Consider the following 26,867-nt stretch of genomic DNA (forward strand, 5'->3'; position numbering starts at 1 on the left):
TTCTAGCGCACTCCGTCGTCCAATACAGGACGCCTCGGCAGTTCGATGCGTACGCCGTGTTCCCGTAACGCGGGAGCCAGAGCCTCGATGGACAGGACTTGCTCGATATGGCGGACCCCGGGCGCGAGTCCTGCATGCTGGGCATGCTTCACGACAAGCGCGGCGACGAGCGCAGTGATCTCCGCCTCTTTTCGCCCTTCGAGGACCGCGCTGGCGGTGGCGGGGCGACCGCCATGGTATCCGCTCACTGTCACCGTCAGCGCGGCGCGATCCGATCCGAAGCGCAGCCAGCGCATGGACTTTCGCACGACTGACGAAAGCATGGGGCTTGCCGCAATACGAGGCAGGACGGCAAGCAGGAGCCGGCCGAGCGCTGCGGAATCGAAGGTCAGCAGCGTCCGCGCCTCCGCCAGTCCCAGCGTACGCCGCACGACGTACTGATCGGCGAAGTCGAAGACCATTGCGGGGTGGTCCCGGGGCGGCGCGCCGAAGGCGATCGTCTCGATCCGCTCGCGCATGCGTCCAGCGGAGCGAAAGCCGGCGAGCGTCCAGTCGATCGCGGCGGCTCCGTGCTCGTCGCCGAGCCCGAGCATGATGCCGATTTGCGCGCTTTCGGCCCGATCCATCGTCTCGACGCAGGCCCTTACGAGCAGGTTCGTCAGACCGGGCGCAAGCCCTACGGAAAGGATCGCGCGGCCCCCTTTGTCGCGTGCAAGACTGTCGAGTTTCTCCACCTGCCGGAAGAAGCCGTCGCTCGCCGTCACGTCCACATAGGTGAGGCTCTTTGTGAGCACATGGGCCGCGAACCCCGCATCCTGCGGGTCGACACAGCCGATGACGGCGTCGACGCCGGCGAGCGCCCCATCCCAGCTCTGTGGCTCTGCGAGATCGATATACCGGGCCTCACAGCCGAGGCTTTCCGCCGCTTCCCGCGCCTTGCCCACGTCGCGCCCCGACAGCAGGACCGGCCCAAGGCCCAGACGCAGAAGATTTGCGGCGATGCGGCCGCCGACATGGCCGTATCCGCCCACGATCAGGATGCCTCCCGCGCCGTTCATCCGGCGCTCCTGCGCTCGGCGTGAACGCCCAAAAAGCCGAACGCCTGAAAGAACGGCCTGCCCGCCGTGAAGCCGGCCTCCGCCAGCAGTTCGTCGACGCGCTCCCGCGTCGCGCGCCGCCATTGCGTTTTCATGCGCGTCAGCACCGCCTGAACCGCTTCGGCAGAATGGCCTTGCCGCGCCAGCCACAGGGCAAGCCCCTCGTCGGCGCCTTCCGAAACCGTCGCGTCGAAAAGCAGGAGAGGCGCGCCGAGCGAAAGATGGCGGCCGACGCCTTCGAGAAACGTCGCCTTGCTTCCGTCGTCGGGCAGGAAATGCAGCACCAGCGACACGGTGGCGGCGTCGTGCGGCTCTTCCGGCAGATCGTCGAGCATGCCGTGCACGAATGCGGTGCGTTCAGCTGACCCGGTCGCTGCGAGCTTGGACCGTGCGGCGTCCAGCATGCCGGCGGAGGGGTCGAGCGCCGTGAAGCGCGCATGCGGCAATTGCCTCGCCAGCACGGCGATCTCCGAGCCGGTTCCGCAGCCCGGAGCCAGGATGCGGGAGGGCGCGCTTGCCCGCGTCGCCAGAATGCAGCCCATCAGATCGAGCGCCAGCGCATAGCCCGGCACCAGCCGGACGATCCGCTCGTCGTAGTCGAGCGCCGCCTGGTCGGGAAAAACGGTCATGACGCACCTTTCTTGCGGATGATCAGCACGGCGAGTACGGCTGCCGTCATGGCTGCGGCCGCCATGATCGGGGGAGCAACCGGCGACAGACGGTGCAGGGCGGCACCCGCAATCGGACCTGCCGCCATGCCCAGCCCCTGTGCGACCGCATTCACTCCGGCGACCCGTCCCTGAGCCTGCGGCCCGGCGATCAGGCTGAGAACGGCGAGGTTGCCGGGCAGAAGCAGGCCCAGCGCCGCGCCCATGACGAAGAGCGCGGCGATCAGCACGGATATGTTTCCGGCCACGGCTACGCCCATCATGGCGATTGCCGCCGCGCTTGCGCCGACAAGCATCAGCCTGGCCGGTTCAAGCTTCAGGAGCCGCAGGCCGAACGTCTGCACCAGCGCCATGACGACCGCCGCGCCCATCAGCGCGCCGCCCGCCTGCGAGATGGCCTGCGCGCGCGGCAGGGCGAGGCCGTCCTCCAGCCGCAAGGCGGTCACATGCTGCATGATCCCGTAGATGGTGACGCCGAGGAACGTCACGATCAGGCTTGGACAGATCGCAGGCAACGGAAGAGCGACGGAAACGCTCCGGCCGGCGTTCTCCCTTCGGTCGCCGATCAGCAGCCGCACAAGGACGAACCCGATGCCGACGCCTGCCGCCAACCCCATGAGCGCGGCGGCGGGCATGTCGCCGCCCGCCGCGAAGGCCACGCCCGCGCCGGCGATACCGCCGATGCCGTAAGACGCGCCGAGCAGCCCCATGCCCTCGGCGCGGCGCTCGGGCGGCGTGCCGTCCGCCATCCATGCCTGCGCCGCCGGCAGCAGCCCGCCCGAAAGGATCGACTGCCCGGCGCGGATCGCGAACAGCAGCGCGAGCGTCGGCATGCGGTCGAGCGCGCCGTCGAGTCGCAGCGCGATGACCCCGGCCATCAGCGCGGGACCGACAGCCGCGCCCATTAGCCCGGTCAGCAGAACGAAACGGCGGCCGCACGTCTCGCTGACCCTGCCCCATACAGGCGCGGAAACGAGCAGGATCAGCGCGGCGAGACCCAGCAGCAACCCGGTCTCGATCGGCGAGAACCCCAAATCGCGGCCGAGTGCGGGAAGCACGACCAGCACGAAGGATTGAGCGGCTGCGTTCGCCGCGAGGGCGAAGAGGAGAGGCAGGGCTTCGATGCGGAAGCTCCTTTCCGCACGCATCAGAAACTCACCCGCGCACCGAGAGCGAACGTCCTTCCCTTGCCGGGAACGCCCGCGAAGACCGGTTGTCCGGCCGTGTCCGTTCCTGCCTGAAACGCCGATGTCACATAGCTCTTGTCGAACAGGTTCTCGACGGCGCCGAAAACCTCCAGCCGGTCGCCTTGCCAGCCCGCGCGCAGATTGGCGAGGCCGTAGCCGTCGAGCTTGCGGCTGTTGGCGGGATCGATCTGGCGACCGCCGGTATAGCTGTATTCGGCCCGGACGAAGCCCGTGCCATTATACCCGCCGAAGTCGATGTCACGACGGTATTCGGCGTGCAGCATCCCGCTGAAGGACGGCGCGTAGGGGACGTCCTTGCCGCGAATCAGCGGATTGCCGCCCGTGATCTCGGCGTTCAACAATGCGATGTTCGCGCCAAGACTCCACTCCGCCGTCGGGCGGATGACGGCCTCCAGCTCCGCGCCGTAGCTGCGCGTGTCCGCGTTCTCCACCGAAAAGCGTCCGAGAACGGGATTGTAGGTGAAGAGCTGCTCGTCCCTCGTGTCGTTGTAGAAGACCGACGCCGACAGATCGAGCCAGCCCCCCAGGTCCGCCGCCTTCAGCCCGGCCTCGTATGACCAGGTGTTCGAGCTTCTGTATGGCGTCAGCGGGATGCCCATTGCCGCGAACTGGTTGTAGAACAGGTATCCGCCGGTCTTCTCGCCACGCGCCACTGTGGCGAAGGCCGTCAGGTCTTCTGTGAGGTCGTAGGTGAGCCCGGTGCGGCCGGTCACGAATGTATCGCTTACCCGCCCGGCTTCGTCGAATTGCGGCAAAGCGCCAGCGCGGCCGAGGAACCGGCCCTCGAAATCCTTGCTCTCGTGAGTGAGGCGCAGGCCACCGATCCAGTTCAGCCGGTCGGAAAGGGGCACAGTCACCTCGCCGAAAGCCGCAAGGTTCGTCGTGTCGATCCTGCCGCGATAGCTCCCGTTGGGCATCGCCATGCTGGTGATGTCAGTCGTGGAATCGAAACGCGACCACAGGCCGCTCAGCCCCGCCACCCAGCGCGTGCCGCCTGCGGTTTCGCCGTCGAGGCGGAACTCTTGGCTCAATTGGGTGCTGCTCTCGTCGATCCGGTGGACGTTGAGACCGGGAGCCTGAAGCGCGAAGCCCGGAGCGCCTGTCTGCGCGGAACCGATGAACCCGTCGACGATGTCGGCCTCCATCCATGTCGAATAATGCTGGATGCCGCTGATCGAGGTGAAGCGGGCCCATTCAAGATCGCGCTCGTACTTTGCGCCGAAGCCGGCGGTCTCGGTCTCCGTCTCGGGCAACGGATTGAGTGCGTTGCGCGGGAAGCCGGGATCGTCCAGCCAGACGCCGGTGGTCGGGTTCTGCCGATCACGGCTCCAGCTTCCCGAAAGCGTCAGCCGGCTTACCTCGTCGGGTTCGAACAGCAGCTTTCCCGAAAGCGCTCCGTAGGTTCGCGCGCGCAAACCTTTGTCGGAAGAAGACACCACGCCGGGAGCCGGCCAGAGCACATTGGTCAGGTCGCCGTCGAAATCTTTGATGCGGCCGGAAATGCGGCCTGAAACCGCGTCCGACAGCGGCCCCTCCAGCGTGAAGTCCGCCTCCTTGCGGCCGTGGGACCCGAAGATGATACCCGCGCTTCCTCCGGCGACGGGCGAAGGATCGCGGGTCACGATGCTGACGGCGCCCGCCTGCGCGTTCAGCCCGAAATGCGTTCCCTGGGGACCTCGCAGCATCTCGATGCGCTCGACGTCGCCGAAGGGCATGTCGAAGATTCGCGGAGGAACGGGAATGCCGTCGATATAGGTGTGGACCGATGGTGAGATCAGCGCCGAGGATGAGCCGATGCCCCGCATGTTGACGAGGTTGGCGAAGGTCAGCCCGGAATCGGCGTGGTTGAAGTTCGGCACGCGGCGCGCCAGAGATTGCGTGTCGTTCACACCCTCACGCCGCAATTCCTCGCCGCCGGCGGCGGTTATAGCGAAGGGGATGCGCTGGATCGACTCCTCGATATGTCTGGCCGTCACGGTGATCGGGGCGAGCATGGTCGTTTCGCGGTCGTCAGCGACAACGTCCTGTTCCTGGGCTGCCGCCATTCCGCTCAGAAGCACGGTTGTCACGGTCACGGGAACGAGACCCCGCCGCATCCCGTTCACAAGGTCGATGCTCCGCCGTGTCCGTCGCCCGCACCCCATTCTAATTCCCCCTGACTTGGTAAGTTACCAACTAAGTCAGCTATCAGCATCCGCGTAGCCGCGCAATAGCGGAGTGTCTTCGTCAGGTTTCAGGGAGAGTCAGGACGAAGAGAAGCCGTCCAAGTGGATCTGATTGCCCGTGCCGGCCGCAAAATTCCTAAGTTTGCGGCAAAGTCAGTTGCGCTGATTCTCCATAAGAGTTTCCGCCGCAAAATCAGGCGTGAATATCTAACTTGGGAACGACAGATTTTGCGACGCTGCGCGACCGCTTCCGCCCTCTGTCAACCGAGAGCCGCCGTTCGGCTTCCCACCCCATAGTGCCGTAGGATTCGGCCCACCCGCTTCCAAAGTGGGAAATGGGGGCCGTCAGACGACGGTCCGCTATCGTGCTGAGTAAAGCGGATTGCTGCCGTTCAGCCCAATAGCGTTGGTGCAATCCTGAAGAGAGAGACTAAGTCTCGCTGGTCGACGCGCCGATCTCATGCACTTAGTCTCGCCTCACGCATGTCGCGCCCGGGAGGTGCACCGAACAGGCGCGCGTAGTCGCGGGTGAATTGCGGCACGCTTTCATAGCCGACCCGGTGGGCAGCATGGGCGATGCCTGCACTGTCCACCAGCATCAGTCGCCGTGCCTCGATCAACCGCAATTGCTTCTGGAACTGAAGAGGCGACAGCGTGGTGACAGCTCGAAAATGCTGATGGAAGGAGGATTCACTCATCCCCGCTACAGCCGCCAGATCCCCGATGCGCAGCGTACTGGCATAGTCCTGGCGGATTAGCGCCACCGCCCGGGCAATGCGATGGGCGTGGGTATCGGTGCCGCCAAGTGACCGAATCGCAGCGCCGTGGCGCCCTGTCAGTAGCCAGTAATGCATCTCGCGCAGGAGCGCCTCGCCCAACACTGGCAAGGCTGTAGGCCGGTCTATGAGCCGCATTAGGCGCAGGGCTGCATCGATCGCATCGGTGTCAGCCTGCTCCACACGGATCGGGACAGTATCGACAGGACGCAGATCGGCCTCGGTGGACAGCGATCGCAATAGCGATGCGTCGAGTTCCAGCGCCAGCGCGTAATATGGGGCGGCGAGGCTAGCTTCGAGAATCTGGCTGATTGTTGGAACATCGGCGGTGATAACCAGTGCCTCGCCAGCGCCATAGTCAAAGCTGGTTGTGCCCATGGTCACCCGTTTGCGGCCCTGAAGGCAGATTGCAATCAATGGCTTTTGCACGGTCACCTGCAATTCGCCCGGATAGAGCGCGCGAACCGCGCCCAGACCACGAAAGGGCGTTGGCGCAAAACCCGCCCGGTCGGAATGGGCGTCCGCGTGGCGGCGAACAAGGCCGAGGAGATTGCGCATCGGAAAAACTTCAGGAAATAGCATGATGGTATCAGGCAAGGGATATCGGCTCCTTTGCAAGTCTTATCCTGGGATTTCGCAGAAACAGGCAAAACTATGCGAGGAACAGGCAACTCTGCCGCACCTGTTGCCCCATCTTCCGCTCATCCAAACAAGATGAGGAACATCACATGAGCAAGATCGCACTGGTCACCGGCGCCAATCGTGGCCTTGGCCGAAACACCGCCCTTTCAATCGCCCGCCACGGTGGCGATGTCGTCGTGGCCTATCGTGGCAATGCCGTCCAGGCAGGTGAGGTCGTGGCGGAAATCGAAGCCATGGGCCGCAAGGCCGTCGCCCTCCAGCTTGATGTGTCGAAAGTCGCAAGTTTTCCCACCTTTGCCGATGCTCTGCGCGATAGCCTCCGCGAACTGTGGAATCGCGACACCTTCGATCATCTGATCAATAACGCAGGCCATGGCGAGTTCACCCCGATCAGCGAGACAACCGAGGCGCAGTTCGACGGATTGTTCGACGTGCATGTGAAGGGGGTCTTCTTCTTGGCCCAGGCGTTGTTGCCGCTGATCGCTGATGGCGGGCGGATCGTGAATTTCTCGACTGGGCTGACACGATTCTCCTACGAAGGCTTCTCAGCCTATGCAGCGGCGAAGGGCGCGATTGAGGTGCTGACCCGTTATATGGCGAAAGAGCTTGGCCCCCGGGGCATTGCCGTGAACACCGTCGCTCCGGGCGCGATCGAGACCGATTTCGGCGGTGGGGTTGTGCGCGACAATCCCGATCTGAACGCCCAGTTCGCCGGGCTGACCGCACTCGGCCGTGTTGGCCTGCCCGATGATATCGGTCCTATGGTCGCGAGCCTTCTGTCGGATGACAACCGCTGGGTCACCGCACAGCGGATCGAGGTTTCGGGAGGTCAGGCAATCTGAACCAAAACCCAAGCGGCAGGCCAGCCCGAGAGGGTTCGCCTGCTGCTATGGCTGAGAGCATCTGGCTACTTGCAAGAGTGGTCTCAGGTTGCGCCGAATCTACCGCTTTTTCAGTTCCAACCAAATGGAAACATCAGGGCCTGTGAGCGGACTGTCCGCTATCGGCCATACAATCGAGAGAGCCGACCCCAGATCATGGTTAGTCGGCCGGCGCCTTGACTTCCCATGGCGCAATCCAGTCGCCGGCTACACGCAGGTCGATGCCAGCATCGTCCTCGATCACCTTGCAGACGGTCATCTCGCCCGCGCCCGTCCCATAGCGCGCGCCAGCTTCTTTGAAGCGGTCGTGGGTCGCGCGGGTCAGCTCGCTGCGCGTGCCCATTTCGGTCATGAGTTCTTCGATGAGCCCGAGATCCTTCAGGCACAGCGCAATCGGGAACGATGGGTCATAGTGCCCTGCAAAGATCGAGGGCACGTCGTGCTGCATGACGAAGCTGTCGGCTGCGCCGCCCTTCATCACGTCCCACCAGACTTTCGGGTCGAGGCCTGCGAGCTTGGCCGTAACCATCGCCTCGCCGATGGCCGCGGCATGAATCTTCCAGAGCTGGTTGTTGACCAGCTTGGCGACATAGCCATTGCCATGCTGCCCGACCTTGCGGATTTCGCCCATCGTCTCAATGACCGGGCGAGCGCGCTCGATGTCAGCATCCTCCCCACCCACGAACATCAACATGTCGCCCCGGATCGCGGCGTCGACGGATCCTGTGACCGGGGCATCGATGGGCGCGCCGCCCTTGGCACGAAACGCGCGGCCAAGGTCGCGCATCAGTTGCGGGCGGCTGGTCGTGAGATCGATCCATGTCTTGCCGTTACAGTCATTTGACAGGAGGCCATCCTCCCCGCGGAGGACTGCCTCGATCTCATTCGGGCCGAAGACCATGCTAACGACCACGTCGACCTGGTTCAGGACATCCGCCGGGCTGGCGCCCGCGGTGGCGCCTTTGTCGACGAGCGGCACGAGCGCTTCGGGCCGCACGTCATAGACGACCATCTCGAAGCCGTGACGCAGGATATTGAGCGCTGCGTTGCGGCCCATCATGCCCAGTCCAATAAAGCCGACCCTCATGCCAATGTCCTCGATGTCATCATGTCGGTGGTCACTTCTCCCAATGCGGCACCCAGTCACCGTCGAGGCGCATGGAGATCCCTGCATCATCCTCGATCCGCTTCGCGACATGAAGTTCCGCGGCGCCAATGCCGTAGCGCGTTGCCGCCAACGCAAACGCGCCTTCCGCTGCGGTGGTCATTGGCATTGCCGCTCGGACGTTGCGGTTCAGCTCCTGGATCAGTCGCAGGTCCTTCAGGCACAGATCGAGCGAGAACGATGGGTCGTAATGCCCAGCGAAGATCGAAGGAGCGTCATGGTCGGCGACGAAGCTGTCGCCGACGCTGTTACGGATCGCATGCCAGAGCGTGCCGAGTTCGACGCCGTTCGCGATACCGGTCGCGAAGCCTTCGCCGATGGCCGCCGCGTGAATGAACCAGAGCTGGTTGGTCACCAGTTTTACGACGTTGCCGGTGCCGAGCGCGCCGCAGTGTATGACCTTGCCGAGGTGGCGGAGGACTGGCTCTGCCCGGTCGAATGCAGCCTTCTCGCCGCCGGCGAACAGGGTCAGCTTACCATTCCGCGCGCCATCGACCGCTCCTGTCACCGGACTGTCGACGATGGTCACCCCGTCGGGCGCATCCCCGGCAAGCCGGAAGATGAGCTCATTGCTGTTGGTGGTGAGGTCGATCCACAGGCTCCCTGGCCTGAGGCTTTTCAGGCTGTCGGTCTTGCCGCTCATAACTGCTTCGACGTGATCAGGTCGCGGCAGGGACGTCAGGAGGATATCCGCGGCCGCGGCGCAGGCAGAGGCGGAGGTTGCCGCCACCGCACCCGCCGCGACAGCCCGCTCCAATGCCGCCTGGTTAAGGTCGAAGGCCCACACCCGATAACCTGCCTGAAGGAGTCGCTGGCACATGGGGCCACCCATATTGCCGAGGCCGATGAAGCCAAGGTGTGGCAGCGAACTCATCGCAGCATCTCCTCTTCGAAGGCGAAGCGCGACAGGAGTTCGATTCCCGTCCCGGTGATCAGAACTTGCTGTTCGAGCTTGACACCCTCGGCTCCACCCTCCTCGCCGATATAGCTCTCGACGCAAATCGTCATGCCGGGCTCGATGACGCCGTCATAGCCGGCATCGGGAAAATCGCCGTGATGGTAAAGATAGGGATATTCACCGGTCATCCCGCAGCCATGCGCCGACAGGTAGTAGCGGTTGGCGTAGTATTTTTCGGGGATGTTCCACGCCCGGTCGGCATAGTCGCGGAAGGTCATTCCGGGCTTCAGGATGTCCATGTTGGTATGGACCTGCTCAATGGCCGTCTTGTAGAGGTCGCGCTGCGCGTCTGACGGCTTGCCCGGGCCGGAATGGAAGGTGCGCGAGAAGTCGGAATAGTAGCCGTGGCAGCCGACGACGTCGGTGTCGAGGGCGATCAGTTCGTTGTCGCCGATGACACTGCTAGCCGTCTCCTGAAACCACGGATTGGTGCGCTGGCCAGCGCTCAGGAGCCGCGTCTCGCAGTAGTCACCGTTCTGCTCGATGACCGACTTGTGCAACACCGACCAGAGTTCGTTCTCGGTCATGCCGGGACGGATCGCATCGCGCAGCTTGCCGACGCCGACTTCGGTCGCCCGCAGCGAGGCGTTGATGCACTTCATCTCTTCCGCTGATTTGATCGCGCGGGCCATCTCGACGGGCTGCTGGGCGTCGACGATGCGCAGGCCTTGTGCCGCCAATGCAATCGAGGTTCCGGCATTGAGGCGCTCAAGGCCGACCGTTACGCCCTTGCCGACCAGTTCAAAGATCAGGTCGTTCATCTCGTCCGCCCAGATGCGCTCTCGGTCGGCGATATGCGGCCCTGCAGCGACGAAGCTCGCCGTCTTCGACGGACGGACCTCATCCACCGTCTCGTAGCCGTCGGCAAGATGCAGGCAGCCGGTGAACTCGAACAGGATCGATCGATTGGCGGTCATCAGCAGATAGCGCGACGGCGCATTGCGCATCGAGAACACCTGCATGTTGCGGGTGCCGGTGGCGTAGCGGATGTTGACCGGATCGGAGAGGATGATCGCGTCGACCCCATATTTCGCCATCTGCTCGCGCACCCGGCCTTGCCGGTAGAGGCGAACCTGCCTCAGGTCGATGCCCTCGCTTTCCGGTGCCCTGTCGAGCAGCGCTATGCCGGAGAGATCGCTGCGTTCAGCGTGCCAGTCGAAATTTGCCATGCGAGGACCGTACCATTGCCTGGGTGCCATTCTGGCGGTGCGCCGTCGACGTGACGACGTTGGAAAATCTCATGTCTCACGATAACCTGGAGTTATGAGTAAGTATCGCTCGACGTTGCCGCCGCTGGACCTCCTGATCTTTTTCGAAGCCGCGCGACGTGTTGGCAGCTTCACTGGCTGTGCATCCGAACTGCACGTTTCTCAGGCGGCGGTCAGCAAACGCATCAGGCAGTTGGAGGACTGGATCGGCGAACCGCTCTTCGTGCGTACCGGAAAGCGTGTCAGGACAACTGAGAGCGGGGAGCGGCTCTACCACACTACCACGATGGCGCTGGAATTCCTGCGCCAGGGTCTGGGCACAGCGCGCGAACAAGCGATGCGGCCACTGACGATCGGTGCACACACGGTGGTCGGCATGTTCTGGCTCACAGCCCAGCTGCAAGCCTTCGGGCTGTCAGGGGATGCCTGTCCGACGCGTCTCACGACATCGGACAACACGGGCGATCTCATCGCGGGCTCGAACGATCTCCTCATGATCTACAGCAACGGCACGATCCCGGGCTGGCATGCGACGCGCCTGCTGGACGAACAAATGGTGCCGATGGCTTCGCCTGAGGTGGCGGCCAAACTCCAGGGCCACCATGCCAGTTCATTCGCGGCGTTGCGGGGTCCGGGGCTTCCGCCCCTCCTCGACTATGTGAAGGGGTCGCCCGAATGGATCGATTGGCAAGCCTGGTTCGGCAGGCTGAAGATCAAGGGACCGGAAGGCTGGACGGTTCACCGGATGAGTGCCTACTCGCAAACGATCGGCGAGGCCATCCGAGGTAACGGAATCGCGCTGGGCAGCGTAGCGCTTCTCAGGACTGAGCTTGAGACGAAGCGCCTGGTAACGCTTGGCACCGACATACTCAGGACTGACCGGGGTTACTATCTTTGCCGACCGGCTAGCGCTCCGATCCCTCGAAGCGCGACGACTGGCGGATTTTCTTCTGAGGGCTGCGACGACGCCCTGACTATTTAGGGGCCGGTAGCTGTCAGTCCGGTTAGGAGTACCAGCCAGACGAAAGCGGCCCTTCAGGTCATGACCTCATCTTTGTCGTTCCTAAATCATTGATGACTTTCCGAAAGCCGCCGCTCTTGGCTCATCCCGGCTGTCGGCGTAATCGGGTCGCTTACCGCGCAACAGATTCTGGAACGCAAAATCGGCGTAACTGTCGTCTGCTAGTGTCCGGATGGGTATCTTGGAAGTGCGTAAGGCCTCCCCGAGATCATCTCGAACGCTCGCACCTATTGTTCGGTGCCGCGAGAGAACACCGCACAGGTCGCTGGCTTGCTTACCGATTCTGACCCAACCGAGACCTTTCCCCATGTACCAAATGGCGGAGATCAAAGATCCGAAGCCCCGACGCGCCTAGCTGGGGACCGGTCATGAACACAGCGGCCAAACTGGCGTGGGGTCAGTCCGGTTACCTCCCGGAAGCGGGCGGAAAAATGGCTTTGGCTGCCAAAGCCGCAGGAATGTGCCACATCGGACAACGGAATATTGCCTGCCGCAAGAAGCCGCTTGGCACGCTCTGTCCGTCTCCGCAACACGTAGCGATACGGGCCAAAGCCGGTCGAGCGTTTGAAGGCGCGGGCGAAGTGATAGGGACTCAGACCGGCCACAGCAGCCAGATCCTCGATCGTCAGGTCCTGCTCCAGATGGGCTTCGACATACTCCTGTACCCGCCGCAGGACGACTGGCGCCAGACCCCCGCGGATCAAGAGCGCTCTCAGCGGGCGTTCGCTGCAGTGGGCCGCGAGGTAGGCGGTCAGCATTTCGCCAGCCTGAGTTATGGCGATGCGGTCGGCCGGCTCCTCCCACGACAGTGGCAGCACCATGGAGCGGATAATGCTTTCGAGCGACGGATCGCGTTGGAGGCCCTCTTCGCGCAGGCTTATCAGGCTGGGGTCGGCATCGAGCGTCTCCACCACCCGCGATTCGAACACCGGCGTCGGGATATAGAAGTGGAGGAGCCTGCCTTTCCCGGCAGCTTCCCAGGTGGTCGACGCGCCGGCCGGCACAACCCAGAGACTGCTTTCGCCATGGATGGGATCGTAGCTGCGTCCGCGCAGCCGGCGAAAGCCCGCGCCCTCCGCGACCCAGAAACTGAGCGTATGGTGGTTGGCCGGCTTATAGCGGTAATGCCCGCGTCCTTCCCGCTCCCAGAGCGCGGCCGCCAAGCCCTCCCCGAAGCGTGCCGAGGCCCGCAAGGGAACACCCGACTGCTGCAAATGGTTGAAGGTGGCGTACTCCTGCAGTCGTACCATGACAGTTTAGGTAATCAGAATCTCCCGGCCAGCAAGACCGCTGTCCATTCCGCAGCAAGATCAGAACAAAACCCGGAGCTTTTGGGATGACAATGCTGCGGTGACTACCCTATGTGTCTGCCACGAACTTGATGGCGATGAGTTAGAGCGGTCCGGATTGCAGCAATGTTCGGAGCCCGTACCGCCAAGAATGCGATGCGGTCTGAAGCTGCGAATTAACCGCCAACACTGAGGAATGCACCATGCTGAACCATCCCCAGCGCGCTGCCGCGCGCACGACGACGCTTGCCCGCGAACGTCCTGCCTGGATTCCATTCGGGCCGGACCTGAACGTTGCCGTCTCGCCGCACGCCATCGAAGCGGAGCTTCCTTCCGCCATCCCGCTGATGGCGCTTTCGACCGGTTTCTGGGCCTTCAAAACCCTCGCCGCCGCGCACGAACTCGACCTCTTCAGTCGCCTTGCCGGCGGCGCAGGCATCGCGGTTGAAGAGCTGGCGGAAACGCTTGGTCTGCACCCGCGCCCGGCGGAAATGCTGTTGACCGGCTGCGCTGCGCTCGGGCTTCTGGAGAAAACCGACGGCCGTTATCGCAACACGCCGCTAAGCGAGACCTATCTCGTGCGCGGGAAGCCCTACTATTTTGGCGGCTTCGTGCAGATGGCCGACAAGCGGCTCTACCCGGGCTGGGGCAAACTTGACGAAGCGCTGCGCACGAACCGGCCAACCACGTGGAATCCCGACACGCAATCCTCGCTATTCGACGGCGAGGATCCGACGATGATGGCAGTTTTCTGGGAGGCGATGCATTCGCTTTCCACAATGACCGCGCGCAAGCTCGGCGAAGCGGTGGATCTCAGTGATTTCCATCGCCTCCTGGACATTGGCGGCGGATCGGGCGCCTACGACATCGAGCTTTGCAAACAGCACGGGGCGCTGCGTGCGACCGTGTTCGACCTGCCACATGTGGCCGAGATCGCGGCGGGCAAGATCGCCGAGGCCGGCCTGGCCGACCGGGTGGACGCCGTCGGCGGCAGCTTCTTCGACGGCGTGCCTGATGGCTACGACGTGCATCTCCTGTCGATGATCATGCACGATTGGGATGAGACGAAGAACCGCGCCCTGCTCAGCCGATCCTTCGAGGCTTTGCCGAACGGCGGCGCAGTCGTCATCAGCGAGCTTCTCGTCAATGACGAAAAGACCGGGCCGGCGCCGGCCGCGCTGATGAGCCTCAACATGCTGATCGAGACCGAAGGCGGACGAAACTACACGTCGGCCGAATATTCGGCCTGGCTCGAGGAAGCCGGTTTCCGGGACATCGAGACGGTCTGGTTCGACGGGCCTGCCGCGAGCGGCGCCGTGATCGGCCGCAAGCCCTAGAGCCACGGGATGGAGGCAAGCATGAGCATTTAGGACTTCGGATCTGCCGTGGCGCGCGTGGCATCGCAGACAGGCAGACGGTGGCGCCCGCAGCATTCGCGCCGCTGGCAGCGGCGATCGTATCGCTGTCCGCCAACGCGGCCGACAGCAAGCTGCTCGAACGGGGGAAATACCTGGTGACCATCGGGAGTTGCACCGATTGCCACACGCCGGGACATTTCCTCGGCAAGCCGGACACGACGCGTCACCTCTCGCCCATGATTGATGTGACCTCCGCAAGGGTGCGGCCCGCATTCTCAACGCCTTTGCTTTCCTGATGCGACGCCCAGGCAGCCTGCACGCCCTCGTATTGCGTGGCGGCTTCAAACTGGGCTACTTCCTCGGTGGTGAGGACCCGCACGGTCGCCCCGGCCTTCTTGAGATCCTCCAGCTGCGCGTCGAAGCTTTGCTCCATCACGGCGCCCAAGGTCTCGTAGGATTTTCTGGCGGCGCGGCCGATGGCGTCCCTGTCCTCCTGTGCGAGGCTGTTCCAGACATCCTTGTTCATCGCCAGAATATAGACATGCCCCAGCCGCAGATCCTTCGAGACCAGCACATGAGGGGCGCTTTCGTGGACTTTCAGCAGGTTGCCACTGTCGACGTTCACCATGAGGCCGTCCAGCGTCCCGGCCTTCAGGGCTGCGGGGATTTCCGGTCCCCAGTGCATGGTGACGGGCGTCGCCCCCGCACAGGCTTCGCGAGGAAGCTCGCCTCCTGTCACAAGCGTATCTCTTGGCCGCCGCGGACGCCACGCCTTGCCTGTCGCGGTAGTTCCATAGGCTTCGAGGGCGTTCGCTGCCGAAGCTCGTTGAATGTGTGAAAGGCAGCTTTTACCGCGTAGCGGCCCAAAACCTGCCAGTCTTTTTCCCCACCAATAGGTGCCGGAGGACTTGGCCCGCCCGCTTCCAAAGTGGGAAATGATTTCCCGTGACCGAACTGGGGCCATGTATGGACGGCTCTCCGTTGGCAAGGGGTTCGTTCGGCTTTGTGCATTAGCTTCTGTCCGCCCTTTCCAACCTCGTCAGCGATCGCTCGCCTTTTTCTTGCTTTATGCGACGACCGGCTCCCTGTAGCGCTCGCCGCCTGTCATCAATGCCCAGACCATCCGGGCGGTCTTGTTGGCGAGCGCGACGGCCGCCACCTTGGTCGTTCGTCGCGCCATTAGCTGTACGAGCCATGGCCGCCTGGTGCCGTTCCGCGCGGCATAGCGGATGACCGCCATCGCTCCGACCACGAGCAGCTGTCGCAGGTAGCGATTGCCGGCCTTGGAGATACTGCCGAGCTTCTCCTTGCCCCCGCTCGAGTTTTGCTTTGGAACGAGCCCTATCCAGGCCGAGAGATACCGCCCTGACTTGAATGCGTGCGGATCGGCGATGGTCGCGAAGAACGCGCTCGCCAGCAGCGGGCCGACGCCTGGAATCTCCATCAACCTGCGACCCAACTCCGTCTCTCGCGCACTCGCACGGACCCGGCGATCGTTTTCAAGGATCTGTTCCTTTACGACCTGGAGCTGTGCCTCCAGCATTCGCAGACAAAGCCGTGCGTCTGCGGGTATCTTGGCGTCTTTCTCGTCGTTGACGACAGCGAGCAGTTGCTCGATTTCATTCCGCCCGATCGGAGCCACAACCCCGAACTCGGATAGGTGTGACCGCAGCGCATTCGATATCTGAGTGCGCTGGCGGTTGAGCATCAACCGGACCCGGTGCAGCATCATTACGCTTTGCTGCCCGGGCGACTTCACCGGCACAAAGCGCATCGTCGGCCGCGTCACTGCCTCGCATATAGCCTATGCATCTGCAGCGTCGTTCTTCTGTCGCTTCAGATAGGGCTTCACATATTGAGCCGGCAGCAGCCGCACATCGTGGCCAAGTGCGATGAGCTCACGAGCCCAGTAGTGCGACGAACTGCAAGCCTCGATACCGACCAGGCATCGCGGCAAGCCCTTGAAGAATGCCAGCACGCGCCCCCGCGTAAGCTTCTTGCGAACAGCAACCTCACCAGCCGCATCCACGCCGTGAACTTGAAACACGGACTTCGCGATATCAAGACCGATCGTCGTAACGTTGCTCACCATAGCGCTCCTCCAGCTCAAATCCCGCGATCATACCGCAGGGAGGGAGGAGAGCCGTCCACCGCATCAACAGCGGAATGGCAGCTTCGGAGAGCGGCGGCCCCAGGAGCAGACTCGACTCTATAGGTGGGCATCGAAGTGCGCGGCAATTCGTCGTCATGTTCACGCGTCTCGCGCCACGCTCAGCGGATCCGGTATCCCACCTCATTGGGTCCGGTCGACGCCGGCCTTGAACTCGTAGCGCCATGTCGGCTTGCCGGAATCTCCCCCGCAGATGTCGTCGAAGGTCCACACCTTTGTTGCCGAGCGGAGCGGTTGGCCCGGCAGCGACGCCCATGTGTCGAGGAACCATTTGGTCTGCCAGCCGCCAGGCGGCGCCCTTCCCGACACGCCGCACATCAGGTGATCGGCGACAACCCAGTCGAAGGCGGTGAAGTCGTCGCGCTCCGTCGCCTCCACTCGCGCCGACGAGGTGTAGTTGATCCACGTTCCCCGGTTGTTGTCCGTCGGGAAGCGGCCGCCATAGACCCGTGGCTTGCCGTCGACGCCTGTCATCGGGAAGTCCGGCCACATATCTGGGAAACGGTAGGTGTCGTTGCCGGCATTGTCGACGTTCAGGTCGTAGTCGACAGAGTTCAGCTGGCCGCCGTTGGAGAACTGCCGGATCCGGATCTCGTCCGTATTGTTCAGCGGATCGGAGACCTGGATGTCGTCGCCGAACGGATTCCAGATGGTAAAGAGGTAATCGTCCTCGATGTTGGTGGTGCTGATCGCCTGGAACACCACCGATTTCAGGTTGGTGTCCCAGGTGAGGTAGGCAGCATGCGGGCGGGAGGTGTCGTCGCGCCTTGTCCGGACGTAATAGGCCTTCCGGCCCGTATCCGGTTCGGGCGTGAGGTTCCAGGCCGCGTCGACGTTCGCGGTATCGGTCCTGCCTCCGCCCAGCAATGCCGCTTCCTGCGGGAAGCGCCACAGCGTCGCTCCATGGGCATCGGCCGTCGCCTTGTCGGTGAACACGTCCATCTCGTAGGCGCGTGAGCAATTGCCGCCGGACGCCGCCACATTCGTGCAGGCCTGGCCGTCAAGGCTGCCGACATTGGCGATGCTGAGCGTCTGGAAGTCGGTTGCGGAGGAGGGCTTCTGCATCTCCACCTGGAACCAGCAGGAATCCTGCCCGGCGCCGAACCAGCCCTGTTCCGTCGTGTCGAGGTCCGCCTTGATCCCCGAGGAGACGGCGATCGCCTCGACCGGCTTGCGGCAGGTCCGCTTGCGGAAGCGGACGTGATAGCGGCCGGTGCAGCTCGTGCAGCGGCGGGCGATTCCGGGCTTGTTGACCTTGTCGACGTAGCGGGCCGGCGTGATGCGGAAATAGAGCTGGCCGGGGCTGCGGAAGGTGACCCGCGTCTCCGGCTTTCCGCAGGCCTCCGCAATCGTCCCGCCGTTCTGCGGGTCGGGATTGGCGATCGCCGAGCCGTTCGATTCACTGTTGCAGGCCGGATCGCCGGGCACCCGTCGACATGCTGCTTGGAATCGGCCACGGGAATGGGCGTCGAGATGTCGGACGGCAGGAAGGCCTCGACCATGATGCCGTACATGCCAGAATCCTTCCCCTCAATGATCAGATCGAAGGCGCCCGGCTCGCTGACGAAGAACCATTCGTTGGCACCGCGATGGCGGAACCAGCCATTGTGCACGCCCGCCTTGCTGTCGTAGCCGGGCTTGTTCGGGTCCGGGAACGGCGCCGTATTGGGCTCGCGCCACAAATGCGGGTTCGCCTTGGCCTCCATCGGGTTGCAATAGGGCGCTTCCGGGCCGACCTCGATGATCGTGCCGAAATGGTCAGAATAGGCGAAGTCGCGCGCCAGGCTCACATGCTGGACGCAGGACCGCTTCTCCAGCCAAGCCGGCGACGGACCGGGATACGGGCGTCCCGTGCCCGGCGCGTTGCGGATGTTGGAGGTGTGGAAACGGGCAAGCACCGTATCGTAGCGCGAGCCGCTGTCGAAGCCCGCCTTTGGATCGGGCGGCGCGTAGCGGTTGCCGCAGGTCTCCCGCTCGAACTCGGTGCAGGCGATCACGGTCCGGCGGCCGGAGACGTCGAAGGTGAGGCCTGCATCGCCGGCCGGATTCTCCAGCCACAGGTCGTAGAAATCCGAGAAGGTGCGCGCCGTGTTGCGCGGATCGAAGAACGTCCAATATTGCTGGTAGAGGGTCGGCGTCGGCCCATCGCCCGGATCGCGTGCTCGCCTGGAAGCCCCAGGAACTGGCTCGCTAAGCACCCATCCCCTTCACACACAAACCTGCATAGCGGAGTAATCATGGCGCAGCCCTGGATCAAAGACCAATGGTATTCCAGTCCCCATACCTTCTCGACGGAAGTGCAGCAGGACCTGCAATTTCCCAACAAGGTCGAGCTTTTGGATCTCTCGCTGGACGAGAATGGGGAAGGCATGTCCGGCGCCCATCTCACCGAGGACCAGAAGCTCACAATCGCCGGACTGCTCGACGACCTCGGCGTCCACCGTATTGGGATCCTCGGATATCCGCCGCGGGTGACGCCGGAAGAGATCGGGCGGCTGAAAATCGAGGTCTCGGCCGCCAAGCGCGTCGCCAAGGCCGTAAAGAAAGCCAAGCTGGTCGCGCTTTCCTCGACGCGCGAGGATATCGACCGGGCTGCTGAATGTGGCGCCGGCCAGGTGATCATACGGCAATACCTGTCGCATGTGCAGGACATTACGGCGGAATCCAACGCTGAGAAGGTCGCGAATTTCCTCGCTCTAGCCACACACGCGCGCAGTCATGGCCTGTCTGTCGCCATGCTGGCGCAAGGGATCACCCGTGCAGATGTCGGCGACATCCGCACGATACTTTCCGCCATCGATCGCGAGGGGATGCTGGACGAAGTCTGCCTGACCGATACCCATGGTGTCTGCACGCCCCAGGGCTTCCACTATCTGGTTTCATTCGTACGGCATTTCCTGAAGTCCCCCGTCCAGGTTCACTGCCACAACCATCTCGGCCTTGGCGTTGCGAACGCCTGCCTCGCGGCTTCCGCGGGGGCAAGCATTGGCCTGCTGCCGGTTTCGTGGACACCGAGATAAGGTGTTTGACGGAACTGGAGAGTGGGAATGCAGAGAAGGAAGTTCAGCCGCGAGTTCAAACTTGAGGCGGTGAGGTTGGTGAAGGATCGAGGCGTTGCTGTTGCGCAGGCTGCCCGTGATCTGGATCTCCACGAGAACGTGCTGCGCAAGTGGGTCAGGGAGTTCGCTGCCGATCGACAGCATGCGTTTCCCGGCCATGGTCAGATGAAGCCAGAGCAGCAGGAGATCGACCGGCTGCGCAAGGAAGTGGCGAAGCTGAAGGCGGAACGCGACATCCTAAAAAAGGCCGCAGCCTACTTCGCGAGGGAAGCGATATGAGATTCGCCTTCATCGCGAAGCACCGTTCGATCTGGCCGGTGGCATGGCTGTGCAGTGCGCTGGACGTCTCCCGCTCGGGCTTCCATGCCTGGCTCAACCGCAGCCCCAGCGCCCGGTCGCGGCGCGACGAGGTGCTCATTCCCCGGATCGACCGCAGCTTCAAGAGCAGCGACCGAACCTATGGCGCCCGTCGTGTCTGGCATGACGTGCTGGCCGAAGGCTTCTCCTGCGGCCTTCATCGTGTCGAAAGGCTCATGCGGGAGAACGGGCTGCGTGCTCGGCCCCGACGCCGTGGATTGCCGAAGGATACGGGCGAGCGAGCCTCCGTGTCGGACAACCTGCTTGACCGCGCATTCGAGGCATCGGCGCCGAACCAGAAGTGGATCGCCGACTTCACCTACATCTGGACCGCCGAGGGATGGCTCTACGTTGCCGCCGTCGTCGACCTGTTCTCCCGCCGTGTCGTGGGTTGGGCGATGAAGGCAGAGATGACGGCCCAGCTCGTGACCGACGCCCTCATCATGGCGATCTGGCGCCGAGGCAAACCCGACAGCCTGCTCCATCACTCGGACCAGGGATCGCAATATACAAGCGAGCAGTTCCAGCGCCTGATGGCCGACCATGGCATCACCTGTTCGATGAGCCGGTCGGGCAACGTCTGGGACAATGCCGCGATGGAGAGCTTCTTCTCGTCGCTGAAAACCGAGCGGACAGCCCGCAAGGTCTACAGGAAAAGGGACGACGCAAGGGCAGATGTGTTCGATTACATCGAGCGCTTCTACAACCCCCGACGGAGGCACTCGACACTGGGCTACCTGAGTCCTGTCGAGTTCGAGGAGAAAGCTATGTTAGCTTAACCTCGTGTCCGAAAAACCGGCAGCAGGCCACATCATCCATACGACGATCCACGGGCTTGGCCACTTTGCCGGCTTGGCAGCCCTTGAAGAGGTCGTGGCTGCCATTCAGATTGGCTATGGCATCGATCTCGGATTGAACCTCGAAGGGCTGTTCGAGCTGTCGCAGGTGTTTCAGCGATTCACCGGCATCGAGATGCCTCCACACAAGCCCGTCGTCGGCATGCGAGCCTTCGTGATGGCCAACGACGCCTTCTACAACAAGCTGAACATGGATCGGGTCAAAGGAGGTGTTCCAAAGATCAACGTGCTACCCTTCCTACCGGAACTGGTTGGAAACCGAGAGCGGGTCTATCTCGGTGAGGGTCTTACCCGGGAGGCCGTGCAGTGGAATCTCGAGCTGGAAGGGCTGTCGTCGTCAGAGACCCAGGTCGACTTGATCCATGTCAGCATCATGGACCTCGTCAGCCGCAAGGGGGCGCCTGCCACAGATGCGGAGTTCCGGGGCGTGGCCGACGCGATACTTGCCGGAGCCATATAGAACCTGAAGTATTCCACTCTGCGAAATGTGTGTGCAACCATCCGCCTCAAGCGGAGCCGTTGCGGCCTGTGACGATGGCGCCGTCTCGCTTGCTGTCCAGTCTGGACAGCAGCGCGTCACGGAACCAGTTGTTGGCCGAATTGCGCTCGGCCTCCGACATGACGTCGCCAGCCTTGATCGGATCGTCTACGAGGATCAAGTCACCGCCGCGCCCGGTGAGCGTTCCTCCGACCGACGTCGCATAGCGAAAACCCCCGGCGGTCGTTGTCTGCTCGGTCTCGGTGTTTCTGCCGCCGAGTCGGGTGTTGGGGAACAGACAACGATAGCGTTCGGATTGCATGATGTTGCGAAGGCCTGTGCCGAGACTGACGGCGAGATCTCGCGAATAGCTTACGCTGATGATTTTCTTCGTCGGGGCGCGACCGAGACACCACGCCGCGAATGTTGCCGAGACGGTGAATGATTTGAGCGCCCCGGCGGGGTGACGATACCTTACACTGCTCTGATTGCCGCGGCCTACGGTTCAACCGTGCCCTGTCGCGCCGCCCAATCGAACGGGTAGAGGGCATAAAAATAGCCGGTGCGTTCCGTGGCGATGTATTTGAGATGTGTGCCGTTCGGCAGCCAGACGATGTCGCCGGGCGTGCACTCATGCCGGCCATCGTCGAGTTCGATGGTCAGCGTACCCTCGTGGATAAAGAGCACCTCGTCATAGGTGACGGTCCAGTCGATCGACGCGTTTTCGAGATATTCGATGCCGCCGCCCATGTGCCGGCTGATGTCGCCGTTGATGACGCGGGCGATCGAAGACGTTCCGGTCGGCGTCACCGCCGGCTTGAGCTTCAGTTCGCTGTGTTTGAAGATCCTTGCCCTAGACATGGTCATCCTTTCCGCGCGCCGCGACGGTTGGCCTTGGAGGGGGTGACGCCAGACGGCGCGAGGCCGGCGAGCCATCTGGTGAGACCGTCCGGCTTGCGGCCGGCGTGTTCGAGGTCGTCTCTCCGGCGCACCGCGCCGCGCACGAAATGGGCGCCGATGAAGCGGAAGGGTTCCGGCGGAAAGCCGCGGGTCACGGGGCGGACGAGAGCCGAGTCGGTCAGTTCCGATTCGCTGCCGGTCAAAAGCTGGCTCAGAATCTGACCGCCGAGATAGGTCATCGTCGTGCCGTTGCCCGAAAAGCCATAGCCATAGGCGATGTCGCCATTGCCCGGCAGGGTGCCGAACAGCGGCAGGCCGCTCGCCGTTCGGTCGATCGGGCCGTTCCAGGAGGTTTCCAGTTCAAAGTCGGTAAGCGCCGGATGTCCGTCGCGCAGAACCCGCCGCATTTCATTGACGCGCGGCGAAGGGCCATGAAACCGCCGGTCGACGAAGCCGCCGAGGCCGATGATGCCGCCGCTGACGCCGACCGATAGACGCCCGTCCCGCGTCGGCGACCAGCCGCCGACGAAGACGCGGGAATCGATCATCAGCGGCGCGCGGCGATAGCCGGCCTTCTCCAGCTTCTCCGGCATCGGCTTCGACATGGCGTCGTCGCTCGATATGTTGAAGATCGCCGGCGCGAGTTCCGGGATTGCGCCCGACCATGCGTTGATCGCCAGCACAATCTTGCCGCAGGAGACGCTGCCCCTTGCCGTGTCGACCTTCAGCCTGCCGCTGCGGGAAAACCGCGTCATCGGCGACTTTTCGTAAATACGCACGCCGCGCTTCAATGCCGATCGACGCAATCCGCGCACCAGGAAGCCCGGATGCACCGTCGCCGACGAGGCGTCGAATGCGCCGGCGAGGTGGCTCGTCGTTCCCGCCATCGCCGCGATCTCGTCACGCGAGACACGATACGCCGGGACGTATCCGCGGGCATGGAGCTTGTCCAGCGCGTCGTTCCACGCGCCGACCTGGGCTTCGCAGGTCGCTCCCCAGATCCATCCGACCCGGTCGAACCAGCTGTCGATGCCTTCGGCCCGGCAGAATGCTTCGATACCGGCTATAGCCGCCTGCGATGCCTTGATGACCTTGAGGGCGTCGTCACCATTGCGAAGGGCGGCAAGCGCGCTGAACTTCGTCCAGGCGGACAGCACCATGCCCGAATTGCGGCCACTCGGCCCGCCGCCGCAGATGTCGCGCTCGATGATGACGACGTCCGTCGAGGGGTTCTGCTCCTTGAGCCGGATCGCGGTCCAGAGGCCGAGATAACCGCCGCCGACGATGCAGACATCGGCCTGCGTCGATTCCGTCAGCGGTGGCGCCAGATCCGGATCTTCCGGCAGCGCCTGACGAAGCCAGTGACTGCGCCACACAATGTCGCTTTCGGCGAGCCGCATGGATTATTCCATCTTTCGCGGAGTGAGCCGCCGTTCGATCAGACGGACCCACAGGCTCGCCCCTATCGGCAGAATGGCGTCATTGAAGTCATAAAGCGTGTCATGAGCAGCGGCCTGATGATCGGCGTCGGCCTGGCCGAGGAGGAAATAGCAGCCCGGCCGCCTTTGCAGCATGTAGCAGAAATCCTCAGAACCCATTTCGGGCGGCGGATCGAGCACGACGCGTTCGCCGCCCGCGACCTCTGCCGCGACACGTGCCATGACATCGGCCTGTGCGGGCGTGTTGATCGTCGGCGCGAACGGTCGTTCGTAGTCGATGTCGACGCTGGCGCCGCGACCTCCGGCGGCAGCGATCGCGATACGCCTGATCGCGGTTTCGAGCATCGCCTGCACCTCCGGATCGAAGGTGCGGACGGTGCCCGTCAGCACGGCGATGTCGGGAATGGTGTTGAAGGCTTCGCCGGCCCTGAAACTGCCGACGGTCACGACGGCCGGCGAATGGACGTTGGTCAGCCGGCCGGGCAGAGCCTCGATATCGAGCAGGATGCGCGCGGCGATCGGAATCGGGTCGTTGGCGAGATGCGGCATCGCAGCGTGGCCACCACGGCCGCGCACCACGATCTTGAAGCGGTCCGCGGCGGCCGCGACGACGGTGTGATGGATCGCGATTTCGCCGAACTGCCGCTCTGAATTGTGGAGTGCATAGACCTCGTCACAGGAAAACCGCTCCAGCAGCCCGTCATCGAGCATGGCCATGGCGCCGCCCCGGCCTTCTTCGGCCGGCTGAAAGATGAAATGCACCGTTCCGGCAAAGTCCGGGGAACGCGCCAGAGCATGAGCGGCGCCGAGCAGCATGGTGGTGTGGCCGTCATGGCCGCAGCCATGCATCTTTCCAGGAAACTTCGAGGCATGCGGGAGATCGCGCGCCTCGGTCATAGGCAGGGCATCCATGTCGGCGCGGATGCCGATGCTGCCGCCCGCACCGAGCCTGCCCCTCAGCGTACCGACGACGCCGGTGCGGCCGACGCCCTCGACAGTCTCGATCCCCCACGAACGCAGCTTCTCCGCGACGAAACGGGCCGTCTCGAATTCCTCGAAGCCGAGTTCGGGATTGGCGTGGAGATGCCGCCGCCAGGCCGTCATCTCGCCCTGGAGCTGGAGGACGGAGGGCACGAGCTTCATGATGCGGGCCTCATGCGCAGGCGTTGGGCGCGAACCTGCAACCAGCCGATGAGCGCCAGCAATATGGCCGAGAAGACGATCAGCAGCACGGCCACGGCGGCGATGGCCGGGCTGACGGATTCGCGCACGCCGGAGAAGATCATGCGCGGCAGCGTGCGCTCGTTGCCGGTCGACAGGAAGCTCGCAACCACGACCTCGTCGAAGGAGATGATGAAGGCGACGATGGCGCCGGTGACGACGCCGGGCGCGATGAGCGGCAGGATAACCTTGACGAAAGTGCGCATGGTTCCGGCGCCGAGCGATGCGGCGGCGCGGACAAGCGTGCGGTCGAATGTGGACAGGCTCGCCACGACGGTCGTCAGCATGACAGGCACGGCCATGGCGGTATGGGTCAGGATGATCGACAGCTTGTTGCCGACGAGGCCAAGCGTCGCGAAGAAGGAGAAGGCGGCAACACCGACGATGACCACGGGCACCACCAGCGGCGCGGCGATGATGGCGTAGATCAGCTTCTTGCCCGGAAAATTTCCCCAGGCGAGGCCGATGGCCGCCGGAATTCCGAGAACGCAGGAAAGGAGCGTCGTCGACAGGGCGATCACCAGAGAATTCCACAATGCGTTCGGCCAGCGTCGGTCGATCCAGAGCTCTTCATACCAGCGCAGGGAATAGCCGGGCGTCGGGAAGGCGAGCGCGTTGCTGCTGGTCAGCGACATCGGCACGACGATCAGCAGCGGCAGGATGATGAACGCCAGCAGGAGACCCGCATAGACATACATCAGCCATTTGCGGAAGATGCTGGCGCTCATCCGCTTGTCTTTCGTCTCAGAATGGCGTTCGCCGTCCAGCAAAGGAAAGCGAATACGAGCAGGATGAGCAGCAACTGAAGCGAGAGCGCCGCGCCCAGGCCCCAGTTCAGCGTGTTGTTGGTGTAGAAAGCGATATAGCTTGACACCATCTGGTCCGTGGGACCGCCGACCAGCGTCGGCGTGATGTAGTAGCCAAGCGAGAAGACGAAGACGATCGCGCCTCCCGAAAGAATCCCGGGCAGAATGAGCGGCAGTTGTACGCGACGCCATGCCGTCAGCCAGGATGCGCCGAGCGAAAGCGCGGCGCGCATATAAGTTGTCGGCACGCGGCGCATGACCGCAACGATGGACAGCACCATCATCGGCAGCAGGACCTGCACCATGGCGACGTAGAGCGAGAAGCGCGTGTAGACGAGATTGAGCGGCTCATTGACGATGCCGAGTCCGAGCAGGGTGGCGTTCACCGGACCATTCTTCTGCAGCACGATGATCCAGATCACCGTTCTCACAAGCAGCGACGTCCACAGCGGAAACAGCACGAAAGCGAACATCAGCCGGGACCAGACGGGCGGCGCGCTGACGATTGCCTGAGCCAGCGGCAGGGCGAGGAGCGTGCAGATCGCAGTCACCATCGCGCTGATCCAGATTGTTCGGAGAAGCACGTCGAGGAACACGGCGCGATCCGCCGGCACGCTTGTTATGCCGCCATCCTCGCCGCGCATCACGTCGACGCTATTCAGCAGATAGTAGTCGGTGAATGCGCTCTTCTGGCGTGAAATCTCCCGCCAGAGGGCGGGATTGTCCCAACCGGCATGTTTCGCGAGCAGGCTCTCGCGCACAGGGCGCATGTCGAACTTGCCGTCGGCTGCGTCCCTGGAGGTCTTGATGATCAGGAAACGGGTGCCGACGACGCGCTGGTTGACCAACTGGGCCAGCACGCCGTCCTGTCTGTTGCGCTTGGCGTCCGCCAGATCCTCGACCAGCGCGACGAATACCGGTTCGGCGGGCAGGCCGGTTTCAGGCTCCCAGTCCGACAATGCCGCGATGGTGCGCGGCAGGTTGCCGGAGATGTCGGAGTTGTCGACCGAGAGGGCAAGGAAGCGGGCGACCGGCCACAGAAACACGACGAAGACGAAGACGACGAGCGGCAACACCAGCAAGGCGAGGAACGCGCCTTGCCGGTGCCGCCCGGCCGGTATGGCCATTACCGGCACCGCGTGCC

The 26,867-nt window shown here is 63.4% G+C and carries 23 protein-coding genes and 2 pseudogenes; 7 read left to right on the forward strand and 18 right to left on the reverse strand.

Annotation, left to right across the window (positions count from 1 at the left end; all coding sequences use genetic code 11):
• Positions 1-2: 2 nt before the first annotated feature.
• From M9955_22440 to M9955_22460, 5 genes are all read right to left on the reverse strand, one after another.
• Positions 3-1,058, reverse strand: coding sequence for a hypothetical protein (locus M9955_22440; GenBank protein ID MCO5084402.1), 1,056 nt, complete (start codon positions 1,056-1,058; stop codon positions 3-5).
• The gene (locus M9955_22445; protein ID MCO5084403.1) at positions 1,055-1,726 is read right to left on the reverse strand and encodes a class I SAM-dependent methyltransferase; all 672 of its coding nucleotides are present in this window, start codon (positions 1,724-1,726) and stop codon (positions 1,055-1,057) included. The genes M9955_22440 and M9955_22445 overlap by 4 nt, the downstream gene beginning before the upstream one ends.
• A complete protein-coding gene (locus M9955_22450) occupies positions 1,723-2,913 on the reverse strand; it encodes an MFS transporter (protein ID MCO5084404.1) in 1,191 nt (396 codons plus the stop codon). The genes M9955_22445 and M9955_22450 overlap by 4 nt, the downstream gene beginning before the upstream one ends.
• Positions 2,913-5,048, reverse strand: coding sequence for a TonB-dependent receptor (locus tag M9955_22455; protein MCO5084405.1), 2,136 nt, complete (start codon positions 5,046-5,048; stop codon positions 2,913-2,915). The genes M9955_22450 and M9955_22455 overlap by 1 nt, the downstream gene beginning before the upstream one ends.
• A 548-nt stretch (positions 5,049-5,596) precedes the next feature.
• On the reverse strand, positions 5,597-6,472 hold the full coding sequence (locus tag M9955_22460) for an AraC family transcriptional regulator (protein MCO5084406.1): 876 nt from the start codon (positions 6,470-6,472) through the stop codon (positions 5,597-5,599).
• A gap of 170 nt (positions 6,473-6,642) precedes the next feature.
• Between M9955_22460 and M9955_22465 the strand changes: the two genes are divergently transcribed.
• Positions 6,643-7,398, forward strand: coding sequence for an SDR family oxidoreductase (locus M9955_22465; GenBank protein MCO5084407.1), 756 nt, complete (start codon positions 6,643-6,645; stop codon positions 7,396-7,398).
• A 199-nt stretch (positions 7,399-7,597) separates the two neighbouring features.
• Here the strand turns inward: M9955_22465 and M9955_22470 are convergent, their stop codons facing one another.
• The 3 genes from M9955_22470 to M9955_22480 are packed head-to-tail and all read right to left on the reverse strand — an operon-like array spanning position 7,598 to position 10,729.
• Positions 7,598-8,524, reverse strand: coding sequence for an NAD(P)-dependent oxidoreductase (locus tag M9955_22470; GenBank protein ID MCO5084408.1), 927 nt, complete (start codon positions 8,522-8,524; stop codon positions 7,598-7,600).
• Positions 8,525-8,555: 31 nt separating this feature from the next.
• A complete protein-coding gene (locus M9955_22475; protein MCO5084409.1) occupies positions 8,556-9,476 on the reverse strand; it encodes an NAD(P)-dependent oxidoreductase in 921 nt (306 codons plus the stop codon).
• On the reverse strand, positions 9,473-10,729 hold the full coding sequence (locus M9955_22480; GenBank protein ID MCO5084410.1) for a Xaa-Pro peptidase family protein: 1,257 nt from the start codon (positions 10,727-10,729) through the stop codon (positions 9,473-9,475). The genes M9955_22475 and M9955_22480 overlap by 4 nt, the downstream gene beginning before the upstream one ends.
• 94 nt (positions 10,730-10,823) lie before the next feature.
• On the opposite strand from M9955_22480, the gene M9955_22485 reads away from it, so the two are divergent.
• Complete coding sequence (locus M9955_22485) at positions 10,824-11,750, forward strand: LysR family transcriptional regulator (protein MCO5084411.1); 927 nt, start codon at positions 10,824-10,826, stop codon at positions 11,748-11,750.
• Positions 11,751-12,115: 365 nt separating this feature from the next.
• Here M9955_22485 and M9955_22490 read toward each other — a convergent pair whose 3' ends face one another.
• Positions 12,116-13,039, reverse strand: coding sequence for an AraC family transcriptional regulator (locus M9955_22490; protein ID MCO5084412.1), 924 nt, complete (start codon positions 13,037-13,039; stop codon positions 12,116-12,118).
• Between the two features lie 242 nt (positions 13,040-13,281).
• On the opposite strand from M9955_22490, the gene M9955_22495 reads away from it, so the two are divergent.
• Positions 13,282-14,415 (forward strand): acetylserotonin O-methyltransferase, encoded by a 1,134-nt coding sequence (locus M9955_22495; GenBank protein MCO5084413.1) that lies wholly within the window; start codon positions 13,282-13,284, stop codon positions 14,413-14,415.
• A 48-nt stretch (positions 14,416-14,463) separates the two neighbouring features.
• A pseudogene (locus M9955_22500) lies at positions 14,464-14,666 on the forward strand (cytochrome c).
• Here the strand turns inward: M9955_22500 and M9955_22505 are convergent.
• The 3 genes and pseudogenes from M9955_22505 to M9955_22515 all read right to left on the reverse strand — a co-directional run bounded on the left by M9955_22505 (position 14,660) and on the right by M9955_22515 (position 18,034).
• A complete protein-coding gene (locus tag M9955_22505) occupies positions 14,660-15,121 on the reverse strand; it encodes a hypothetical protein (protein ID MCO5084414.1) in 462 nt (153 codons plus the stop codon). The pseudogene M9955_22500 and the gene M9955_22505 sit on opposite strands and share 7 nt — an antisense overlap.
• 381 nt (positions 15,122-15,502) lie before the next feature.
• A pseudogene (locus tag M9955_22510) lies at positions 15,503-16,525 on the reverse strand (IS110 family transposase).
• A 204-nt stretch (positions 16,526-16,729) separates the two neighbouring features.
• Positions 16,730-18,034 carry a hypothetical protein gene (locus M9955_22515; GenBank protein ID MCO5084415.1) on the reverse strand — a complete coding sequence of 435 codons (1,305 nt, stop codon included), beginning with the start codon at positions 18,032-18,034 and terminating at the stop codon, positions 16,730-16,732.
• Between the two features lie 809 nt (positions 18,035-18,843).
• On the opposite strand from M9955_22515, the gene M9955_22520 reads away from it, so the two are divergent.
• The 3 genes from M9955_22520 (at position 18,844) to M9955_22530 (ending at position 21,339) form a co-directional block, all read left to right on the forward strand.
• Positions 18,844-19,626 (forward strand): hypothetical protein, encoded by a 783-nt coding sequence (locus tag M9955_22520; protein ID MCO5084416.1) that lies wholly within the window; start codon positions 18,844-18,846, stop codon positions 19,624-19,626.
• Between the two features lie 27 nt (positions 19,627-19,653).
• Positions 19,654-20,801, forward strand: a protein-coding gene (locus tag M9955_22525; GenBank protein MCO5084417.1) for an IS3 family transposase whose coding sequence is annotated in 2 segments (ribosomal slippage) — positions 19,654-19,903 and positions 19,903-20,801 — 1,149 coding nt in all. Because the reading frame shifts where the segments join, the coding sequence is not laid out codon by codon here.
• A gap of 4 nt (positions 20,802-20,805) precedes the next feature.
• The gene (locus tag M9955_22530; protein ID MCO5084418.1) at positions 20,806-21,339 is read left to right on the forward strand and encodes a hypothetical protein; all 534 of its coding nucleotides are present in this window, start codon (positions 20,806-20,808) and stop codon (positions 21,337-21,339) included.
• A gap of 46 nt (positions 21,340-21,385) precedes the next feature.
• On the opposite strand, the gene M9955_22535 is transcribed toward M9955_22530, so the two are convergent.
• The 6 genes from M9955_22535 to M9955_22560 form a co-directional block, all read right to left on the reverse strand.
• Positions 21,386-21,679 carry a hypothetical protein gene (locus M9955_22535; GenBank protein MCO5084419.1) on the reverse strand — a complete coding sequence of 98 codons (294 nt, stop codon included), beginning with the start codon at positions 21,677-21,679 and terminating at the stop codon, positions 21,386-21,388.
• A gap of 176 nt (positions 21,680-21,855) precedes the next feature.
• Positions 21,856-22,218: an AraC family ligand binding domain-containing protein gene (locus M9955_22540; GenBank protein ID MCO5084420.1), complete on the reverse strand. Its 363-nt coding sequence runs from the start codon at positions 22,216-22,218 to the stop codon at positions 21,856-21,858.
• Positions 22,219-22,220: 2 nt separating this feature from the next.
• Positions 22,221-23,657, reverse strand: coding sequence for an FAD-binding oxidoreductase (locus M9955_22545; protein MCO5084421.1), 1,437 nt, complete (start codon positions 23,655-23,657; stop codon positions 22,221-22,223).
• A 3-nt stretch (positions 23,658-23,660) separates the two neighbouring features.
• Positions 23,661-24,839: a M20 family metallopeptidase gene (locus tag M9955_22550; protein ID MCO5084422.1), complete on the reverse strand. Its 1,179-nt coding sequence runs from the start codon at positions 24,837-24,839 to the stop codon at positions 23,661-23,663.
• A complete protein-coding gene (locus M9955_22555) occupies positions 24,836-25,645 on the reverse strand; it encodes an ABC transporter permease (protein ID MCO5084423.1) in 810 nt (269 codons plus the stop codon). The genes M9955_22550 and M9955_22555 overlap by 4 nt, the downstream gene beginning before the upstream one ends.
• Positions 25,642-26,850: an ABC transporter permease gene (locus M9955_22560; GenBank protein ID MCO5084424.1), complete on the reverse strand. Its 1,209-nt coding sequence runs from the start codon at positions 26,848-26,850 to the stop codon at positions 25,642-25,644. Before M9955_22560 ends, M9955_22555 begins: the two co-directional genes overlap by 4 nt.
• Positions 26,851-26,867: the final 17 nt, after the last annotated feature.

The organism is Rhizobiaceae bacterium (genome assembly GCA_023953845.1).
Taxonomy (GTDB): Bacteria; Pseudomonadota; Alphaproteobacteria; order Rhizobiales; family Rhizobiaceae; genus Arvimicrobium.

What these genes read in the sequence shown, in the direction of transcription:
- M9955_22440 (MCO5084402.1), bottom strand. Translation starts at nt 1,058, where the DNA reads ATGAACGGCGCGGGAGGCATCCTGATCGTGGGCGGATACGGCCATGTC.
- M9955_22445 (MCO5084403.1), bottom strand. Translation starts at nt 1,726, where the DNA reads ATGACCGTTTTTCCCGACCAGGCGGCGCTCGACTACGACGAGCGGATC.
- M9955_22450 (MCO5084404.1), bottom strand. Translation starts at nt 2,913, where the DNA reads ATGCGTGCGGAAAGGAGCTTCCGCATCGAAGCCCTGCCTCTCCTCTTC.
- M9955_22460 (MCO5084406.1), bottom strand. Translation starts at nt 6,472, where the DNA reads ATGCGCAATCTCCTCGGCCTTGTTCGCCGCCACGCGGACGCCCATTCC.
- M9955_22465 (MCO5084407.1), top strand. Translation starts at nt 6,643, where the DNA reads ATGAGCAAGATCGCACTGGTCACCGGCGCCAATCGTGGCCTTGGCCGA.
- M9955_22470 (MCO5084408.1), bottom strand. Translation starts at nt 8,524, where the DNA reads ATGAGGGTCGGCTTTATTGGACTGGGCATGATGGGCCGCAACGCAGCG.
- M9955_22475 (MCO5084409.1), bottom strand. Translation starts at nt 9,476, where the DNA reads ATGAGTTCGCTGCCACACCTTGGCTTCATCGGCCTCGGCAATATGGGT.
- M9955_22480 (MCO5084410.1), bottom strand. Translation starts at nt 10,729, where the DNA reads ATGGCAAATTTCGACTGGCACGCTGAACGCAGCGATCTCTCCGGCATA.
- M9955_22485 (MCO5084411.1), top strand. Translation starts at nt 10,824, where the DNA reads ATGAGTAAGTATCGCTCGACGTTGCCGCCGCTGGACCTCCTGATCTTT.
- M9955_22490 (MCO5084412.1), bottom strand. Translation starts at nt 13,039, where the DNA reads ATGGTACGACTGCAGGAGTACGCCACCTTCAACCATTTGCAGCAGTCG.
- M9955_22495 (MCO5084413.1), top strand. Translation starts at nt 13,282, where the DNA reads ATGCTGAACCATCCCCAGCGCGCTGCCGCGCGCACGACGACGCTTGCC.
- M9955_22505 (MCO5084414.1), bottom strand. Translation starts at nt 15,121, where the DNA reads ATGCACTGGGGACCGGAAATCCCCGCAGCCCTGAAGGCCGGGACGCTG.
- M9955_22520 (MCO5084416.1), top strand. Translation starts at nt 18,844, where the DNA reads ATGGCGCAGCCCTGGATCAAAGACCAATGGTATTCCAGTCCCCATACC.
- M9955_22535 (MCO5084419.1), bottom strand. Translation starts at nt 21,679, where the DNA reads ATGCAATCCGAACGCTATCGTTGTCTGTTCCCCAACACCCGACTCGGC.
- M9955_22540 (MCO5084420.1), bottom strand. Translation starts at nt 22,218, where the DNA reads ATGTCTAGGGCAAGGATCTTCAAACACAGCGAACTGAAGCTCAAGCCG.
- M9955_22545 (MCO5084421.1), bottom strand. Translation starts at nt 23,657, where the DNA reads ATGCGGCTCGCCGAAAGCGACATTGTGTGGCGCAGTCACTGGCTTCGT.
- M9955_22550 (MCO5084422.1), bottom strand. Translation starts at nt 24,839, where the DNA reads ATGAAGCTCGTGCCCTCCGTCCTCCAGCTCCAGGGCGAGATGACGGCC.
- M9955_22555 (MCO5084423.1), bottom strand. Translation starts at nt 25,645, where the DNA reads ATGAGCGCCAGCATCTTCCGCAAATGGCTGATGTATGTCTATGCGGGT.
- M9955_22560 (MCO5084424.1), bottom strand. Translation starts at nt 26,850, where the DNA reads ATGGCCATACCGGCCGGGCGGCACCGGCAAGGCGCGTTCCTCGCCTTG.